We start from the raw sequence: 18,462 nt of genomic DNA, 5'->3' as shown, positions 1-18,462 counted from the left end.
ATGTATGCATCATTATGAAAAATTCGAGAAAATGTAAACGTATAATCATGTAATGTTTACAGAGGAAGCTTTCAGAGCGGAGATGAATTATAATAGAGGTTAGCCTGCCCGAGATATGTCAGATCGTATACCTATGCTGTTCATTCCAATAGATTAAACCTGGGAGAGTATATGAATTCATCACAACGTAAAGAAAGACAGCGAAGAAGAAAAAGATTGAGAAACTGGATGTTTGCAACCCTTATCGTGTCTATTCTATATTTTTGGCTGCAGCAAAAGGGGGACATAGGAGGGTTGTGGCCGAATGAGGAGGTTCCTGAGCCTTTACCCATTACAGGCCTGCACCCAGTTGTTGCGGAGAATGAAGGCATATTAGTCCGTATGGCCGCCAGACGAGGTATTGAAGTTGTAATTACCCACGGTTACAGAAGTGTAGAGGATCAGGATGCCCTATTTGCACAAGGGCGGTCGTCTTCTGGGCGTATTGTTACGAACGCCCGAGGAGGAGAATCTTATCATAATTATGGGCTTGCCATTGATTTTGCCTTGAGAACACCTAAGGGAGAGATTGTGTGGGATATGGAACGTGACGATAACGGCAATGGTAAAGCCGACTGGTTAGAGGTAGTTGATTTAGCTAAAGAGCTGGGCTTTACCTGGGGCGGGGACTGGGCTAACTTTCCTGACTACCCACATCTTCAGATGGACTTTGGATTAAGCATCCGTGATTTAAAGCGTGGGAAAAGGCCAGCGACAGCTCCATAAATTTGATATTTTATATACGTAATATTGAATAAATATTAGAAAAGTCCTGCTTGTTGCAGGACTTTTTTCTTTCTTTTGTAAAAAAAATGTGTAAAAGATACAATTAACTCTTTACAGCAGCAAATAAATAAAACTATACTATAATAACTAGATTTTTACGTTTACCTTACAAACCTTGAGAAAATAAGTCTGATCTGCTCCATAGGACTCATGAATTTAAGCAGTTTTCAAACGACAAAATCCCCCTAAATATGACATAGTGCTCACATAAAACATTCTGATTTTGTATAATGGCTTGCTAAAAGTTTTAATATGTTACTTATATGTCATATATATAAAATCTAAGAGCTAAGTTGTGACACCTCACATTACTGTAAATTACACCCAAGTAAGTTATCATCCCATACAAAAACCACGTTACATATACCTTTTAGCTAAAACTATTACCCAAAACTGTAGCATTAAAAACAATTATTCCAAAAATCCCAAAATAATGATTGACGTTAACTAAAATTACACGTATGATTACAATAATTATTTGTATATATAATTCCGCTAGGAATTATAAACATTAATTGACCAATGGTTTAAATTGAAGTCTATAATCTTGATTCTGTTAAAGATAAGGTAATTTGTATACACTTTTGTTCAATTTAATGAAGAACATGGAAATATACAGTGGATGCATTCTTCTACTCACGAATACAGTCTGCGGAAATTACGGGGTTAGGGTGATTGATTTGAATAAAGAGCTATTGGAAGTCAGAGATCTTACGACATCATTCAGAATTGAAGATGATTATTATGCAGCAGTTGATCACGTTAATCTTAAGGTTAAGAAGAACGAAGTGTTGGCTATTGTAGGTGAATCAGGCTCAGGCAAAAGTGCGTTTGCATTCTCTCTAATGGGTCTGCATAACAAAGCTAGAATTGAAGGCCAGATTCTCTATAAAGGGCAGGATATTGCCAACATCTCCCCTAACAAATTGAACAAACTGCGCGGAAAAGAAATGGCCATGATCTTTCAGGACCCATTGTCCGCACTCAATCCTCTAATGATCATAGGTGAACAGATTGAAGAGATCCTTACGCTTCATCAACCGAAGTTGTCTTCCAGGGAGAAGCGCGACAGGGTTATTCACTTATTGAACCAGGTAGGGATTCCACGTCCCGAGCAAATATATAAACAATATCCCCACGAATTATCTGGCGGTATGAGACAGAGAATTGTCATCGCAATCGCGATTGCCAACAAACCAGAACTATTGATAGCTGACGAGCCGACAACTGCACTTGACGTTACGATCCAGCTGCAGATCCTCGAACTGATTCGAGATCTCAAGAAAGAGATTAATGCAGGCATTATCCTGATCACACATGATCTGGGTGTAGTTGCAGAGATGGCAGATCGCGTGGCCGTCATGTATGCAGGTGAGATTGTTGAAATTGCGGATATCTTTACGCTGATGACCGATGCGAAACATCCGTATACACGTTCACTGCTGAATTCTATTCCTACTATTACAGAAGAAAAATCAAAACTGCATGTCATTCAAGGCATTGTGCCTTCTCTTAAAAATCTTCCTCGGCAGGGGTGCCGATTCAAGGCTCGTATTCCATGGATCAGCGACTCGGCTCATGAAGAAAACCCGCAGATGCATGAAATTGCACCAGGGCACTTTGTACGGTGTACCTGTTATCAGCACTTTCATTTCCCTGATCAAGCGGAGGAGGAATAACATAATGGCACTACTCGAAGTAGAAGGACTGAAAATACATTTTCCGATTCGCGGAGGGTTGCTCAAACGGGAAATTGGCAGCGTCAAGGCCGTTGACGATGTCAGCTTTACCATCGAAGAAGGCCAGACCTATGGGCTTGTTGGAGAATCAGGCTCAGGCAAGACAACAACAGGCAGAGCTGTTATTGGTCTGAATCACGTAACGGCTGGTAAAATTTTGTTTAACGGCAGGGATTTAACGAAGGAACGACGCAAAGATCGTCAGCTCCAGCGGGATGTCCAGATGATATTCCAAGACCCCTACTCCTCTCTTAATCCGAAGAAGCGTGTTATGGATATCATTGCTGAGCCGCTCCGAAACTATGAACGGTTGACAGCAGCGGAAGAAAAGAGGCAGGTCGGCAGCTTGCTAGAAAAAGTAGGACTGAGTCCGGAATCGATCTACAAATACCCGCATGAGTTTTCCGGGGGACAGCGGCAGCGGATCGGAATTGCCCGTGCGATTGCACTCAAGCCAAAGCTGATCATAGCAGATGAACCTGTATCTGCGCTCGACGTATCTGTTCAAGCCCAGGTGCTTAACTTCATGCAGGAGATTCAGAAGGAACTGAATCTGACCTATCTGTTTATTAGCCATGATCTAGGCATTATTCGCCATATGTGCGATCAGATCGGAATTATGTATAAAGGTAGATATGTAGAGCAGGGAACTACCGATGATATTTTTGAAAATCCTCAGCATATTTACACCAAACGTCTTATTGCAGCGATTCCGGATATGGACCCGACCAAACGTGAGGACATGATAGCTTTCCGACAGCAGATCAAATCCGAGTATGAAAACTCATACCGCAATTTCTTCGATGAGGAAGGGCTTGCTTATTCGCTCCAATCCATTTCCGACACTCACCGGGTAGCTTTACCTCAGAAAGGTTGAAGGCCATATGTGGAAAACTATTGTACGCCGAATATTCATAATGATACCTCAAATCATTTTACTTAGCATTTTGGTCTTCCTGATGGCCAAAGCCATGCCAGGGGACGCATTGACAGGATTGCTCGATCCGAGTGTTGATCCCAAAGCGTTAGAAGAACAGCGTGAGCGGCTGGGGCTGAACAATCCATGGTACATACAGTATTGGGACTGGATCAGCCATGCTGCTTTAGGTGATTTTGGACAGTCCTTCCGTTTCAAAATGCCAGTCACAGATCTCATTGGTCAGCGTATCGCAAATACGTTCTGGCTTGCCCTAGCGACACTTGTCCTCACGTATCTTATCGCTATTCCACTCGGTATTATCAGTGGTCGTTATAATGATACTTGGTCTGACCGCTTGATTACTGGATATACGTATCTGGGTTTTGCAGCACCGCTGTTTATTTTCGCTCTGGTTATGGTTTGGATCTTTGGTTTCCGTTTTGGCTGGTTCCCGACCGGAGGAAGTGTAGCACCGGGGCTTACACCAGGGACTTTTGAATACGTGATAAGTAAAATTCACCACTTGCTGCTGCCAGCGTTATCAATGGCGTTAATCTCCACCGTATCAACTGTACAGTATCTGCGCAGTGAGATCATTGATATCAAACATAAGGAATTCGTACTTACGGCGAGAGCCAAAGGTGCTTCGGAATCCCGAATCTACAACAGACATATTTTGCGAAACTCCCTACTCCCAATTGCTGCCTTTTTCGGTTATGAGATCACGGGACTGATTGGCGGTACCATCTTTATTGAAAGTATATTCAGCTATCCGGGCATGGGACAGCTGTTCCTAAATTCAATCTCGTTACGGGATTTTAGTGTAGTTACAGCACTCGTATTACTATACGGGATCGCTACTATTTTAGGATCGCTGCTGTCTGATATTATTCTGGGATTGGTTGATCCGCGTATTCGCATTAAGTAAGAACTTGAAGATTTTGGGGTGAAAACAGATGAGCAGTGCCAATGATGTTGTTATAACTTCACAGAAGATTGATAAGAGCCCTTCCAGCTTGAAAATATTATGGCGTGAGCTGGTCAGGGATAAAGTAGCCCTCATTTCGCTTATATTTTTGGGGTTGATCATCGTCTTAGTATACGGGGCCTCCATGATCCTAGATCAGGACGAAATTGTCAAAGTTGATTTGTTTGCATTATATGAGAAGCCTTCTGCACAATATTGGCTCGGCACCGATTATGGTGGACGCGATGTATTTGGACAGCTGGTTATTGGAACAAGAAACTCATTAACTATCGGCATCTTGGTTACCTTGATGACTGGATTTATCGGAATTCTGGTCGGAGTACTATCCGGATACTTCGGAGGCATGATTGATAATATGTTCATGCGTGTGGTGGATTTCTTCATGATCCTTCCATTTCTGATGCTGGTTATTGCTTTTGTCACCGCAGTTCCCAAATATAATATCGTTTCATTTTCACTAATTATGACTGCCTTCTTGTGGATGGGGATTGCAAGGCTGATTCGCTCGAAGGCTCTTCAAGAGGGTGAACTGGAGTATATTAAAGCATCCAAAACACTTGGTTCTTCTCACTTTAAAATTATTGTATCTCAGCTTCTTCCCAACCTGAGTTCAATTATCATCGTAACGATGACGTTGAATCTGGCAGCGAATATCGGCCTTGAATCCGGACTGTCTTTCTTGGGATTCGGTTTCCCGGAAAGCACGCCAAGTCTTGGAACACTCGTAAGTTATGCACGTAATCCGCAAACTTTGGAATACAGATGGTGGATATGGCTACCTGCATCACTACTGATCCTAGTATTGATGTTGAGTATAAATAATGTCGGACAGGCCTTGAAGCGTGCGACGGATGCAAGACAAAGAAGAGGTTAAAAAAAGGGAGGAAAGGTTCATGAAAAAGGGATTGTTTTCACGAGGACTATTTTTCACGATGATGCTGGTCTTTGTATTGGCGCTTGCGGCGTGCTCCGAAAAAGAGGCGGCAACTCCTGCACCGGGAGCAAAAACAGAAGAAGGAAAAACGGAGGAAAAACCCGCGAATGAAGAGGGCGTATATTCCATCGAAGACTTCAGCAATGTGAAAACAAATGAGGGTACAGCGATTGAAGGCGGATCAATTACATTTGGTCTCGTATCGGATACAGCTTTCGAAGGTACATTGAACTACAACTTTTATTCCGGCGCACCAGATTCAGCTGTATTAGGCTGGTTCGACGAAGGTTTGCTGACTTGGGATAAAGACTATGTTTACACGAATGATGGTGCAGCAACCTATGAAACTTCCGAAGACGGCAAAACGTTTACACTCACGATTCGTGACAACGTAAACTGGCATGACGGCAAACCTGTAACGGCAGAAGATCTGCAGTTTGCTTATGAAGTGATTGGAAGCAAAGGCTATGATGGCCCACGTTATGATGGTAACTTTACAAGCGTAGTAGGTATGGATGAATTCCATGCTGGAAAAGCAAAAACAATCTCGGGTATCAAAGTGCTGAGCGACAAAAAGATCAGCATTACGTATAAAGAAGCGACTCCATCCCTCCTGACAGGTGGCGTATGGACATATCCTCTCGCGAAACATATCTTTGGCGGCATGGATGTAGCCAAAATGTCTTCTTCCAAAGAAGTACGTGAAAAACCTATCGGTTTTGGTCCATTCAAAGTAGAAACAATTACTCCAGGTGAGTCTGTGACTTATGTGAAAAACGAAGACTACTGGCGTGGTGCTCCAAAATTGGATAAAGTGACACTGAAAGTAATCAACCCGACAACGGTTGTTCAAGAACTGAAATCTGGCGGTGTAGATCTGGTAGACTCCTTCCCGACAGATCAGTATAAAGATAATGCAAACATGTCTAATGTTGAATTCCTGGGTGCCATTGACCGTGCTTATACGTACATCGGCTTCAAGCTGGGATCATGGGACGCAGAAAATGGTAAAGTAGCTACCAATCCGGACGCTAAAATGGCAGATAAAAATCTGCGTAAAGCAATGTGGATGGCTGTAGACAATGATCAAGTAGGTAAACGTTTCTATAATGGTCTCCGCTGGAATGCAACAACACTGATTCCACCATCTCACCCTGAGTTCCATGATTCAAACAATCCAGGTGTGAAGTATGATCCGGAAGCAGCGAAGAAATTGCTTGATGAGGCTGGTTACAAAATGGAGGGTGAATTCCGTACTAAACCGGATGGTTCACCACTCGAAATTAACTTTGCTTCAATGACAGGTAGTGATATTGCTGAGCCATTGGCACGTTATTATGTTCAATCCTGGGCAGCAATCGGTTTGAAAGTAAACCTGGAAATGGTTGAATTCAACAGCTTCTACGATCGTGTTGGTAATAATGGTAAGGATGATCCTAACCTTGACGTGTATCAAGCAGCATGGACCGTGGCTATCGATGTAGACCCTGCTGGTCTGTATGGTCGTGACGCATTGTATAACTTCTCCCGCTTCTCCAGTGAAGAGAACGACAAGCTGCTTGCACGTGGTATCTCTGCTGAAGCATTTGACGTAGAGAAACGTAAAGAAATCTACAATGAATGGCAGCAGTATATGGTAGACGAGGTCCCTGTCTTCCCTACACTGTACCGCGCAGAAATTGTACCTGTTAACAAACGTGTTATGAATTATGCAATTGGTGATGGAACAGGCGTATACCTGAGCGATCTGGCTGTCAATGCAGACAAGCCAATGGCTGCTCAGTAATCATTAAATTTCTTCATCTGACTTATGTTAAAGTGCCTTCCATTCAGAAAAAGGTTACTTTAAATGATGAACTAAACATGGATTTCAACACTCAGATATGGGGTAGTTGGAGTCCATGTTTTTTTGTAACCAAAATATAAAAAAAATTTAACTTTTTTTCAAAAAAGTGCAGACAAAATGCCTCTTCGCTTCGTCTATATAAGTAAGAGGTGATGAATCGATGAAAATATGGTGGAAACGGGCAGGAATGCTGTTCACTTTACTATTTATAATATATCTGGGAGTAAAACCGGACATGCTGGTCGGTAAACCAGGGATCAAAGCGGAATCGGCTGTCCTCATGGATATGAATTCGGAACAGGTGCTGATGGATTATAACGGCTCTGAAGAGATTGCCCCGGCAGGGGTGAGCAAATTAATGACCGAGCTTCTTGTTATGGAGGCTGCCATGAAAGGGGATATTCTTTGGGATGATCCCGTTAACGTAAGCAGGTATGCCAGTTCTGTGGGCGGAAACCAACTTGCACTCAAACAGGGAGATCGATTCACTGTTCGGGAGCTGTTCCAAGTTGTGGCGGTTTACTCCGCAAATGATGCTGCAGTTGCATTGGCAGAGCACATTAGTGGTTCGGAGCATCAATTTGTACAGCGGATGAATCAAAAGGCTGCTGAGATTGGACTATCAGGGGATACACACTTCACCAATTCTACCGGTTTAAGCGAGGCTATGCTTGGTCCACACCGTCCGGAGGATGTTAAGGGTCAGACGTTAATGACTGCAATGGATGCCTGCAAGCTGGCCCGCTATTTACTTAACCATCATCCTGAGATTCTGAAAACCTCCAGCCAAATGCAGGTGTCGATGCATCATAAAGGGATCTACATGAGCAATACAAACTGGATGTTATCTTCAATCAGCGGCCCTTATGCATATGACGGAAACGACGGATTAAAGACGGGATATGATAAGGGCAGCGGATATCATTTCGTTGGAACGGCTGAGCGGGATGGCAAGCGTCTGATTTCGGTTGTATTTGGAACAGAAACACGGGAAGGTCGATTCATTGAGACGCGTAAGCTGTTGAATTATGGGTTCTCCAGCACAAAGTTGAACTAAATATCTGTCAAGTAGGGCTGTCGCTGTCACTGGATGGATGATCATGGTAAAATGAAATACGGATAATTCCATATTATTCTGTAATTCACTTTTAAGGGGGAAAACCTTTGAACTCGATTAGCAAAAAAGTATATGCACTAACGCTGTCCATGGCAATGTCGATTGCCTTGATTCAGCCGGCGGTGCAGGCAGCCGAAGCTGTCAAACCTACAGCATCTGTCTCGGAATCCATCGTTTCCAAGGCAACCAAGACACTAGAGCAGCTGGGATACATAGATGGTACTACCGATGGAATGAAAGAAGAAGCGGCACCCATTACGCGTGCAGAGGCAGCAATGATTCTGCAGCGGGTGCTTGATCTCGATGCTCCGGCAGCACTTACAGGTTTTGCAGATGTTCATTCCGGTGATGCTGCAGCACCCGCAATTTACGCGCTGAAACAATCCGGCCTTATTCAAGGTCAAACGAAAGGTTATGCACCGGATGCTCCACTTACACGGGCTCAGATGGCTTCTTTATTCACACGTGCTTTTGATCTGAAAGATAACGGGATACAGGTGGTCTACAGCGATGCTGACCAGATTCCAGCCGTACATGCGGATGATGCAGTTCGGGTGAAACAGCATTTTATTATTGAAGGCAGCGCATTTAACGCCAAACAGGCGGTGACACATGGTGAGTTCGCAAGTGCACTGTACCTGGCACTAGGCCTTGATGTGAAGAAAGAAGGGGCTATACCGCTTGAAGACTTCTTCAAACAGCCAGCTCAGGCAGGCTTCCAAATGTCACCGGACGGTAAACATCTGGCTTATATGGAGCCATGGAAGGACCGTATGAACATTGTAGTCAAGGCGAACGATCAGGATAAGCCTGTACGTATTACAAGTGAAACAGAACGCAGTATTGCAGGTTTTTCGTGGATAACGAGTGATAAGCTTTTATATGTAAAGGATGCTGCTGGAGATGAGAATTATCATCTATTTATAACCGATATCGATGGTAAAAATAGCAAGGATCTGACTCCTTATCCGAACACAAGAGCGATGCTTGTCGATCCTCTGGAGAGTAATCCAGATGAGATTCTGGTGAGTATGAACAAACGTGACCCAAGAATTTTTGATGTATACCGTATAAACATCAAAACAGGAGAAGCCGTACTTGCTGCCGAGAACCCAGGTGACATTACAGGCTGGATGACAGACCATGAGGGGAAAATTCGGGTGGCGGTATCGAGTGATGGCAATGTATCTTCCCTGATGTACCGTGAAACGGAGGATCAACCTTTCCAGCCGCTGCTGACAACAAAGCTTGGTGATACATTTACTCCGGTCATGTTCACAAGTGATAACAAAAACCTGTATGCCGTCTCCAACCTGGAACAGGATAAAATGGCTATTGTGGAGTACAGCCTCGCAGGTAAAAAAGTGACTAGAACGGTGTTTGAGAACAAGGATGTCGATGTCAGCAGTGTTATACCTTCCAAAGAAAAAGGAAAGATTCTTGCAGCCGTCTATGTGACGGACAAGGTGAAGTACGAGTATTTTGATAATGAGTTCAAGAAATTAATGCAGGATATTCAAGCCAAGGTACCCGGTAAAGAGGTCAGCATTTTAAGTACAAGTGATGATGGACAGGTACTATTTATATCCTACAGTGACAAAGAGATGGGAACGTACTACTTCTACGATTCCAAAACAGGCAAGCTGGATAAGCTGGCAGACACGGCTCCATGGATCGACGAGTCCAAGATGGCAGATATGAAGCCTATTACATTTAAATCTCGTGATGGTCTGGACATTTCCGGTTATCTGACGCTGCCGAAGGGTGCACAGACTGCGGATCTTCCACTTGTTGTACTTCCTCATGGCGGACCGTGGGCTCGAGATTCGTGGGGGTTCAGTCCAGAAGTTCAATTCCTGGCCAGTCGCGGATATGCAGTACTCCAAGTCAATTTCCGCGGATCAGCCGGTTACGGGAAGGCGTTTTTGGAAGCGGGAAATAAACAGTGGGGCAGAGCAATGCAGGATGATCTCACTGATGGTGTAAACTGGCTGGTAAAAGAGGGTACAGTTGATCCGAAGCGGGTAGCTATCTATGGTGGATCATACGGAGGTTATGCGGCTCTGGCAGGCTTGGCCTTCACCCCTGAAGTCTATGCTGCCGGTATCAGTTACGTCGGTCCTTCCAATATCTTTACACTGCTTGATTCGCTGCCGCCTTATTGGGAATCCGAGCGCAACTTGTTCTATGACCGTGTAGGTGATCCTGTGAAGGATAAAGAACTGCTCACAGCAATCTCACCGCTGTTTCACGTTGATCAGATGAAGGCACCGCTGTTTGTCGTTCAGGGTGCAAATGATCCGCGTGTGAAACAGGCAGAGTCCGATCAGATTGTTGAAGCGCTGCGCAAACGTGGGGTGGATGTACCTTATATGCTGAAATTGAATGAAGGTCACGGCTTCGCTAATGTAGATAACCAGCTTGATCTGTATCGTGCCATGGAGAGGTTCCTGAATCGCCACCTTATGCAGTAATCAAAATGGAGGTTGTACTCTGATTCCTATACGGAATGGGGTACAGCCTCCTTTTGAGTTGAATTTCATGAAATCAGGATTTCAGCAGTCACCGGCTCCATAAAATCCATTTCAAACATTATTCATCAATTGACATATAGCTGTCATTTATTTTAAAATGACCAGTGAGTCATTCTTATTCATTTCAGTTATATATAGATATCAATACGGACGGTACAAGGGTAAATACAGAAGTTTAGTTCAAGGAGGAGTTACAAAATGCAAAAAGAAATGAAATGGCCGCTAATTCTCTTTGCTGTGGGTGTATTTATGGCTGCGCTGGATAACGGAATCATTACATCGTCGCTGACGACATTAAATGCTTCGTTTGGTGTATCCCCAACATGGGGAGCCTGGACCATTACACTTTACACACTTGGACTTGCGATTAGTGTACCGATTGCAGGCAAGCTGTCGGACCGGTTTGGACGCAAAAAACTGTTCCTGATTGAAGTTGCTTTATTCGGATTGGGATCACTTCTTGTAGCGTTAAGTACTTCGTTTACGTTTTTCCTGATTGCCCGCGTCATTCAGGCACTGGGTGGCGGTGGGATATTCATCATTGCAAGCTCTTATGTACTTAGTAAGTTTCCTGCACAGCGGCAGGGCACAGCTCTTGGTCTTCTGGGAGGTATGAACGGTATTGCTGCCATTTTGGGACCAAATATCGGTGCATTTATCCTTGATATTACCGGAAACTGGCACTGGTTGTTTCTCATCAATGTACCGATTGCCATACTGCTGTTTATCGCCGGGCTCAAGTTTATTCAGGAGGAGCAGGAGTTGAACCGTGCAGCAGTCGATTGGAGTGGCATTGCGGTTCTGACAGTAGGTGTACTGAGTTTGATGTACAGTTTCAGCAACCTCGACGGTGTGAATATGCTTCAAAGTTTGACTTCACCGATGTTCTATAGTTTCTTTCTGGCTGGTGCGGCTGTACTGGTTGTCTTTTATTGGATGGAAAAAAGGTTGGAAGGGTCAGACCGTGAACCGGTCATTTCCACACAACTGCTAAACATTGCATCCTTCCGCTGGACGCTGCTCATTGCCTTTTTCTCTGGAGCCATTCTGGCCTCCGTCATTTTCATTCCAGGTTTTGTCGAGCAGTATCTAGGTGTATCCAGCACTGCCTCGGGGTATTGGTTTACACCGCTTGCACTGGCTTCAGGTATTGGGGCAGGAGGAGGAGGCTACCTTGTTGACCGTAAAGGGCCAATCTGGACGTTATCGGTGGCTGGCCTGCTCTCTGCCATTGGCTTCCTGTTATTCCCGCTGTGGGTAGAGCATATCTGGCAGTTTGTCATTGCGAGTACGCTTGTCGGCATTGGTTTTGGCATGATGCTGGGTGCGCCGGTCAATGTGTTAGTCACCGAGCAGGCAGGAGAGAACAACAAGGGTATTGCAGTAGCAACCAGCTCCCTGTTCCGTCAGATGGCGATGGCAATTGCACCAACGATCTTTGCCGGTTTTTTGGCTCGGTCCTTTTCAAACCTTGGTTCGAACATTCAGTCTGGTTTGGCAGAGCGTGGGATTCAGGTACCTCAAGCGATGCTGGAGCAGTATGCTTCAGGTGGGGCAGCTGGAAATGATGTTTCCGGCCTGATGGCAGGACTATCCAAGATTCCCGATTCCAATATCCGGGAAACGCTGCTCCAGGCTGTACATCAAACGACAGGCCAAGGTTACAGCGGGCTTTTCTGGTCAGCAGTTATTTTTAGTATACTCACCTTGATCGCGGCTCTTGTTACAGGACGTCTCCGTCAAAAAGAAAAGCAGCAGCAGAAAATGAATGAGTCACAGGGAACATTATCATAAGAAAAAGAAGGGAGAACAGTGAACCTTTTGTAACCAAAAAAGGCATCGCTGTTCTTTTCAATTTAACCCGATTGTAACTTTTCACAGTGCAGGAATGATTACAATAGAACGAGCATTAGTGCTGCTCCGCCTCTAGAGAAAGAAAAGTTCGGAGAACTGCGTGTCATCTGACGTTATCAGCGTTTAATGGGTAGTAATGGATTTCAATTTTGATAGTGAAGAAGGAATCGATGAATGAAAAGCAGAACTAAAGAGAAGAAGAAGAAAAGTCGCAAAGGCCTATATATAACGCTCTTATCGCTTGTCGTTTTGCTCATTGGCGGTTATGTTTTTCGTCAGCAGCTGGCTGTGGCAGCTTTTGACCTGTTTCTGGCTGATACGGTGGAAGCACAGCTTACACATTCTTATGTGCCGCAGGAGGGTAATAAAACGCCTGATCCAACGGTATATCGTAAAGAGCCGTTCTCTGTACTGCTTCTGGGCTCGGATAAACGTGACTATGAGAAGTCTCGTGGGCGTTCGGATGCAATCATCTATGCTGTAGTTCGGCCTAAGGAATCCCGGGTGCTGCTGGTATCTATTCCACGTGATACGTATGTGCAGATTGCAGGGCGGGATGCTGATAAGGACGGGGTAGACGATTATGATAAGATTGCGCATGCTTATGCCTTCGGCGGGGAGAATATGTCCATCAATACGGTGGAAAATTTCCTTGAGGCCGACGTAGGATATTACGCAACCATTAACTTTCAGGGAATTAAAAAGGTTGTTGATGCTCTCGGTGGTATAGAGCTGCCGATTGATAAGGATATCGTGAACAAAGATCCTAATCATGAAAAGTTCACCATTAAGGGCGGCAAGCCGATCTACGACGGGCAGGAAGCACTATATTACGTGCGATATCGGGAAGACAGTGACTTCAACCGTACGAATCGGCAGCAAATTTTCTTGAACGCTTTTGCCAACAAAATGTTGAATCTGAATCAGATCGCGAAGATCCCTGAACTGTTCCAGATCATGGGGGACAATTTTCAGACCGACATGCAGCCAACCTTCATTATCGATTTGGCGAAGCAGGTACTGACACAGGAGAAACCACAGGTTTCCAGCTTCACGATTTTGAGTGAAGGTATGCGTAAAAACGGAGTATACTACGGTCGCGCTGACAAGAAAGATGTTCAATACGCCAAAGAGCTGATTAAAAACTGGATGGATCAATCGACCCCAGCCGGTGAAGTCATGATTCCTGACCGGCAGAAGATTGAATAGTTAATTCCATACAGATGGGTGTCTACACATAAATCAGCAGTACGACGATGGGCGGGCTGCTGTTTTTTTTTCTTTGTGTGGGGGTCTTCATCGTGTACGCTCTTCATCTTTTGGAACATCATTCGTTCTATAACGTATAATATAAGTTGAGCGAACCAGTTGAACGAGAAATCCACAAGGAGGATATATAAGGGGATGAACATCGCATTTTTTTTGCTGCCCAAACAAGAGGTTACATGTGTAACGTCGGACTCTACGCTGCGGCAAACGCTGGAACGGATGGAGTATCATCGGTTTACAGCTGTGCCTATTTTGAATAAGGAAGGCAAGTACATTGGTACGGTCACGGAAGGCGATCTGTTATGGTATATGAAAAATGCGGAGGGAAAGATAACATTTGAAAACGCTTCAAAATTTCTACTCAAAGATGTTCCGCTAAGGCTTGATATGAAACCTGTTTCCATTAACGCCAATATGGAAGATCTGATTAATCTTGCCAAGGTGCAGAACTTTGTGCCGGTAGTGGATGATATGGAGCGTTTTATTGGCATTGTGAGACGCAGTCAGATTATCGAATACTGTGAGGGGATCGTTGCCAAGGAGTCCATGAAGGCCAAAAGTTGATTTTTTTTCAAAAATTAGTGAAGCCAGCAGGGATAATCACAGCGATTATTACTAATATATATGAATAAGACGTACGGGGCTTCGCATCGTACCTGACATTGAGTTTCGGAGAATTTCTCCGCTTTTTGGGGTAATTTTGCGGGCCCCCTTTTTATGTTATAATCGAGAATAAAGCTTTTTCGGGGGAGAGTGACTTTCGCCAAATGCCTAAAGAACTGGATGTGGCCAAGCGGGCTAAAGTGATTGAATGGCTGAAAACCGAAGTACTTGATCAGGTATCCCGATTATTCAAAGCATTGTGGGAAGGCAGCACGATTCGAATCGGAGATAGTCTTGCCAGTTTAATGATGAGCAGTTACATATTGGGCCGGCGGCTCGGTATTCCGTTTAAGGATCTGGATGCACTGCTTGTTGAGAAGTTGAAAAAGCATAAACAGGAAGGCCACCAGCTCGAAGACTGGTACCAGGATATTTCCGCGCTCGAAGATCATATGCGTAAGAGGTGAATTTGTTGAAATTTAGCTTTAAATCAGCTGTCTGGAGTGGAGTGCTGTTACTTTTGCTGCTTTCACTGCTAACTCCTTTATCGGTACTCTCCATATTTTTTATGTTGATACCCGGAGTTATTTTGTATGCTTCATTACCTGTAACATCATTTGTTTTTCATCTCATACCCGTTGCTATTATTTTAGTCATGGTTAACCCGATTTATCTGTTATTGATGTTGATCTTAATTTTGCCGGCAATTGTTATGGGCAGAGCGTACAAAAAACAGAAGTCGGCGCTGTTTGCCATCATGACAGGTGCCGGAACGATGCTGGCAGAGTATTTGTTGTTACTGCTGATCGGCAGTCTTATTTTTCAATTCGACCTGTCCAGTTACATCAGAGACGTGGTGCAGCTGACCATTGAACCGCTCACCAACCAATCGAATCAGATGATTAACGGTTTTGTGTGGACACCTGAGATGACGGAAGACGTTGCTAAACAGACCCAATTGATGATTCCTTTTGCACTCGTGGTTACATCAATGGTTATGGCATTTATTACACATGTTATTGCTCGTCCGATCCTAAGTGTGATGGGTTTAAATGTGTCCAAGCTTCCGCCTGCTAGAGAATGGCGTATGCCGCGTGCATTGATCTGGTATTACTTCCTGGCATTGATCATTGAAGTGGTCTCCAGACAAAGCGATGGATCATACTGGAAAATGATTGCTATGAACTTGTCGCCGTTAATTAACCTTGGTTTCATGATTCAAGCTATCGGATTCTTCTTCTTCCTCTCACATATAAAAAGATGGAACCCGGTTATTCCATTTTTACTGGGAGCGGCCGTGTTTTTCATTGGTCCGCTTCGCATTGTCGGAATTATCGATCTGGCGTTCCCGCTCCGTGAGGCAATATCGAAATCAAAACGATAGGGTGATGAGTCATGCCTAAATTTCTGAAGAAACGCTGGCACGGCTATTATACCGTATGGGCGTTCATACTGCTGCTGCTGCTCGTGATGTTTGTAACCATCTATAACTGGACGCTTGGTTTGATTAGTCTGATAATGGCTTCGGCGCTGGGGATCGTCATGATTAAGGCAGAACTTGCGTTCCGCCGGGAGCTTAACGATTACATTAACGGCCTCACCATTCGTATCAAACGTATGGAGGGAGAAGCAGTCAGCATGCTTCCATTCGGAATTGTGCTGTACAGCGAGGATCGTACGGTAGAGTGGCATAACCGCTTCGTTGCAGAGATGTTTCATGAGAAAACAGTGGTTGGCAGTTCACTGCCTAATCTGTTTCCCAATCTCCCCCAACCGAAGGAGAAGAAGGATAAGGACGGGTCAAAGGAACCTTCATCCAAGGAGTTTCATGATGAATTTCAACTAGATGATCGGTATTATGGTGTCATTCACAACCCGCAGGAACGCTATGTATATGTGTACGAAATTACAGAGCTGGCTGTGCTGCGGGACAAATATGAAAATGAACGCATTGCGCTGGGTATTCTCGTTCTGGATAATCTGGACGAGGCAGCCCAAGGCATGGATGACCAGCAGCGTACGGCACTGATTGCAAGAGTCACCAGTGAAATTACAGCTTGGGCAAAACAGTATGGAGTATATCTGCGCCGTCTTTCATCCGATCGCTACTTGATGATGCTCAACCATAAAGCGCTGCAGGAACTCGAACAGAGCCGATTTGTCATTCTGGATGAAGTTCGGGAGATGACGGCAGATCTGAAAGTGCCAATGACATTGAGCATCGGACTTGCATTTGGTTCGGACAGCATCAGTGAGATGGGAGAGCTGGCACAGTCAAGTCTGGACATGGCCCTAGGACGAGGCGGGGATCAGGCGGCTGTGAAGTCGGGCCAGCGCTTATCTTTTTATGGCGGAAAGTCAAATGCGGTGGAGAAACGTACCCGGGTTAGAGCCAGGGTTATCGCACATGCACTGCGCGACCTGATGCAGGAAAGTGACCGAGTACTCATTATGGGGCACAAAATGCCGGATATGGACGCGATTGGTGCATCCATAGGGGTCTGGAAGGCCGCGAGTCTGTATAACGTTGAGGCCCGGATTGTGCTGGACGGGGTGAATCCGTCTATTGAACGGTTAATGGAACAGGTGCACAAAGACGAGAGGCTTACGAAAGCTTTTGTCTCGCCAGAGCAGGCCACTCAGATGATGACAGAGCACACCCTGCTGGTGGTTGTAGATACGCATAAAGCGTCTATGACGATGGAACCTAAACTTGTTCAGGCTGCAACCCGAGTGGTTGTAGTCGATCACCATCGTCGGGGCGAAGAATTTATTAATGACGCGGTACTGATTTATCTGGAGCCTTACGCGTCATCTGCAGCTGAACTTGTGACAGAGCTTCTGCAGTATATTCACGAGAAGGTGCAGTTTACTCCGCTTGAGGCAACGGCGCTGCTTGCTGGCATAACACTGGATACGAAGCATTTTGCGCTGCATACCGGCTCCAGAACGTTCGAAGCAGCAGGCTTCCTTCGGCGCAGTGGTGCAGACACCATTATGGTCCAGCGATTGATGAAAGAGGATTTGTCAGAATATATTGCTAAGGCAGAAATCATAAAGCATGCTAAAATGGTATATGGGAACATTGCGCTGGCGGTCACAGACCCCGGCAGCAGAATTTCACAGATGATGATCGCCCAGGTGGCGGACACATTGTTAAACATGACCGACGTGGCTGCTTCATTTGTCATTAGTGAGCGCACGGATGGACTGATTGGCATCAGTGCGAGATCACTGGGGCGCATGAATGTTCAGGTGGTCATGGAACGGCTTGGCGGCGGCGGCCATCTAACTAATGCTGCTGTACAGCTTGAAGGAACGCTGGGAGAAGCGGAGAAACGGCTGATGAACGTTCTGGCTGAAATCGAAAAGGAAGAGGGGTTGTTCGAATGAAAGTCATTTTTATAAAAGATATGAAGGGTCAAGGCAAGAAAGGGCAGGTAAAGGAAGTATCTGAAGGGTACGCTCAGAACTTCCTGCTGCCGCGGGGAATTGTACGTCTGGCAACCGAAGGCAACATGAAAACACTCGATAACCAGAATGCTGCGGAAGAAAGACGCAAACAGGAAGAAAAGGCTGAAGCAGAAGTTCTAGCGAAAAAGCTGGAAGCGGAAGTGACAGAGTTGAAAGCAAAATCCGGCGAAGGCGGCCGTTTGTTCGGTGCAATTACAAGTAAACAAATTGCTGAAGCTTTGTCTAAAAAGGGCTTGAAAGTAGACAAACGCAAAATCGAGCTGGATGAGCCGATCCGTACACTTGGTGTTACACAAGTGACAGTTAAGGTTCACCCTGAAGTGAAAGCTGCTCTGAAGGTACAGGTAACGGAGGAGTAAG

The 18,462-nt window shown here is 45.0% G+C and carries 15 protein-coding genes; all 15 read left to right on the top strand.

Going from position 1 to position 18,462, the window contains the following annotated elements:
• Positions 1–171: 171 nt before the first annotated feature.
• Complete coding sequence (locus MKY97_RS28870) at positions 172–765, top strand: M15 family metallopeptidase (RefSeq protein WP_342553555.1); 594 nt, start codon at positions 172–174, stop codon at positions 763–765.
• Positions 766–1,505: 740 nt separating this feature from the next.
• Entirely contained in the window at positions 1,506–2,504 is a 999-nt protein-coding gene (locus MKY97_RS28865) for an ABC transporter ATP-binding protein (protein WP_342553554.1), read from the top strand.
• Between the two features lie 4 nt (positions 2,505–2,508).
• Positions 2,509–3,441 carry an ATP-binding cassette domain-containing protein gene (locus tag MKY97_RS28860; protein ID WP_342553553.1) on the top strand — a complete coding sequence of 311 codons (933 nt, stop codon included), beginning with the start codon at positions 2,509–2,511 and terminating at the stop codon, positions 3,439–3,441.
• 7 nt (positions 3,442–3,448) lie between these two features.
• Entirely contained in the window at positions 3,449–4,411 is a 963-nt protein-coding gene (opp4B, locus tag MKY97_RS28855; RefSeq protein ID WP_342553552.1) for an oligopeptide ABC transporter permease, read from the top strand.
• Positions 4,412–4,439: 28 nt separating this feature from the next.
• Complete coding sequence (locus MKY97_RS28850; protein WP_342553551.1) at positions 4,440–5,345, top strand: ABC transporter permease; 906 nt, start codon at positions 4,440–4,442, stop codon at positions 5,343–5,345.
• Between the two features lie 19 nt (positions 5,346–5,364).
• Positions 5,365–7,191, top strand: a complete 1,827-nt coding sequence (locus MKY97_RS28845; RefSeq protein ID WP_342553550.1) for an oligopeptide ABC transporter substrate-binding protein — start codon at positions 5,365–5,367, stop codon at positions 7,189–7,191.
• A gap of 220 nt (positions 7,192–7,411) precedes the next feature.
• Complete coding sequence (locus MKY97_RS28840) at positions 7,412–8,308, top strand: D-alanyl-D-alanine carboxypeptidase family protein (RefSeq protein WP_342553549.1); 897 nt, start codon at positions 7,412–7,414, stop codon at positions 8,306–8,308.
• A 107-nt stretch (positions 8,309–8,415) separates the two neighbouring features.
• Positions 8,416–10,842: an alpha/beta fold hydrolase gene (locus MKY97_RS28835; protein ID WP_342553548.1), complete on the top strand. Its 2,427-nt coding sequence runs from the start codon at positions 8,416–8,418 to the stop codon at positions 10,840–10,842.
• Positions 10,843–11,100: 258 nt separating this feature from the next.
• Positions 11,101–12,696 (top strand): MFS transporter, encoded by a 1,596-nt coding sequence (locus MKY97_RS28830; protein WP_342553547.1) that lies wholly within the window; start codon positions 11,101–11,103, stop codon positions 12,694–12,696.
• A gap of 234 nt (positions 12,697–12,930) precedes the next feature.
• Entirely contained in the window at positions 12,931–13,965 is a 1,035-nt protein-coding gene (locus MKY97_RS28825) for an LCP family protein (RefSeq protein ID WP_342553546.1), read from the top strand.
• Between the two features lie 195 nt (positions 13,966–14,160).
• Positions 14,161–14,589 (top strand): CBS domain-containing protein, encoded by a 429-nt coding sequence (locus tag MKY97_RS28820; protein ID WP_342553545.1) that lies wholly within the window; start codon positions 14,161–14,163, stop codon positions 14,587–14,589.
• A gap of 203 nt (positions 14,590–14,792) precedes the next feature.
• On the top strand, positions 14,793–15,095 hold the full coding sequence (locus tag MKY97_RS28815) for a MazG-like family protein (RefSeq protein ID WP_090923575.1): 303 nt from the start codon (positions 14,793–14,795) through the stop codon (positions 15,093–15,095).
• A gap of 5 nt (positions 15,096–15,100) precedes the next feature.
• Positions 15,101–16,012, top strand: a complete 912-nt coding sequence (locus MKY97_RS28810) for a DUF2232 domain-containing protein (RefSeq protein ID WP_342553544.1) — start codon at positions 15,101–15,103, stop codon at positions 16,010–16,012.
• 11 nt (positions 16,013–16,023) lie between these two features.
• Positions 16,024–18,021, top strand: coding sequence for a DHH family phosphoesterase (locus MKY97_RS28805; protein ID WP_342553543.1), 1,998 nt, complete (start codon positions 16,024–16,026; stop codon positions 18,019–18,021).
• Positions 18,018–18,461, top strand: coding sequence for a 50S ribosomal protein L9 (rplI, locus tag MKY97_RS28800; RefSeq protein WP_342553542.1), 444 nt, complete (start codon positions 18,018–18,020; stop codon positions 18,459–18,461). Before MKY97_RS28805 ends, rplI begins: the two co-directional genes overlap by 4 nt.
• The last annotated feature ends 1 nt before the right edge of the window (position 18,462 follow it).

This window comes from Paenibacillus sp. FSL R7-0652 (genome assembly GCF_038595045.1).
Taxonomy (GTDB): domain Bacteria; phylum Bacillota; class Bacilli; order Paenibacillales; family Paenibacillaceae; genus Paenibacillus.
This window is presented reverse-complemented; position numbering and strand designations above follow the sequence as displayed.

Coding starts and splice junctions, on each gene's coding strand:
- MKY97_RS28870 (WP_342553555.1), top strand. CDS start 172: ATGAATTCATCACAACGTAAAGAAAGACAGCGAAGAAGAAAAAGATTG.
- MKY97_RS28840 (WP_342553549.1), top strand. CDS start 7,412: ATGAAAATATGGTGGAAACGGGCAGGAATGCTGTTCACTTTACTATTT.
- MKY97_RS28820 (WP_342553545.1), top strand. CDS start 14,161: ATGAACATCGCATTTTTTTTGCTGCCCAAACAAGAGGTTACATGTGTA.
- opp4B (WP_342553552.1), top strand. CDS start 3,449: ATGTGGAAAACTATTGTACGCCGAATATTCATAATGATACCTCAAATC.
- MKY97_RS28805 (WP_342553543.1), top strand. CDS start 16,024: ATGCCTAAATTTCTGAAGAAACGCTGGCACGGCTATTATACCGTATGG.
- MKY97_RS28825 (WP_342553546.1), top strand. CDS start 12,931: ATGAAAAGCAGAACTAAAGAGAAGAAGAAGAAAAGTCGCAAAGGCCTA.
- MKY97_RS28850 (WP_342553551.1), top strand. CDS start 4,440: ATGAGCAGTGCCAATGATGTTGTTATAACTTCACAGAAGATTGATAAG.
- MKY97_RS28860 (WP_342553553.1), top strand. CDS start 2,509: ATGGCACTACTCGAAGTAGAAGGACTGAAAATACATTTTCCGATTCGC.
- MKY97_RS28830 (WP_342553547.1), top strand. CDS start 11,101: ATGCAAAAAGAAATGAAATGGCCGCTAATTCTCTTTGCTGTGGGTGTA.
- MKY97_RS28845 (WP_342553550.1), top strand. CDS start 5,365: ATGAAAAAGGGATTGTTTTCACGAGGACTATTTTTCACGATGATGCTG.
- MKY97_RS28815 (WP_090923575.1), top strand. CDS start 14,793: ATGCCTAAAGAACTGGATGTGGCCAAGCGGGCTAAAGTGATTGAATGG.
- rplI (WP_342553542.1), top strand. CDS start 18,018: ATGAAAGTCATTTTTATAAAAGATATGAAGGGTCAAGGCAAGAAAGGG.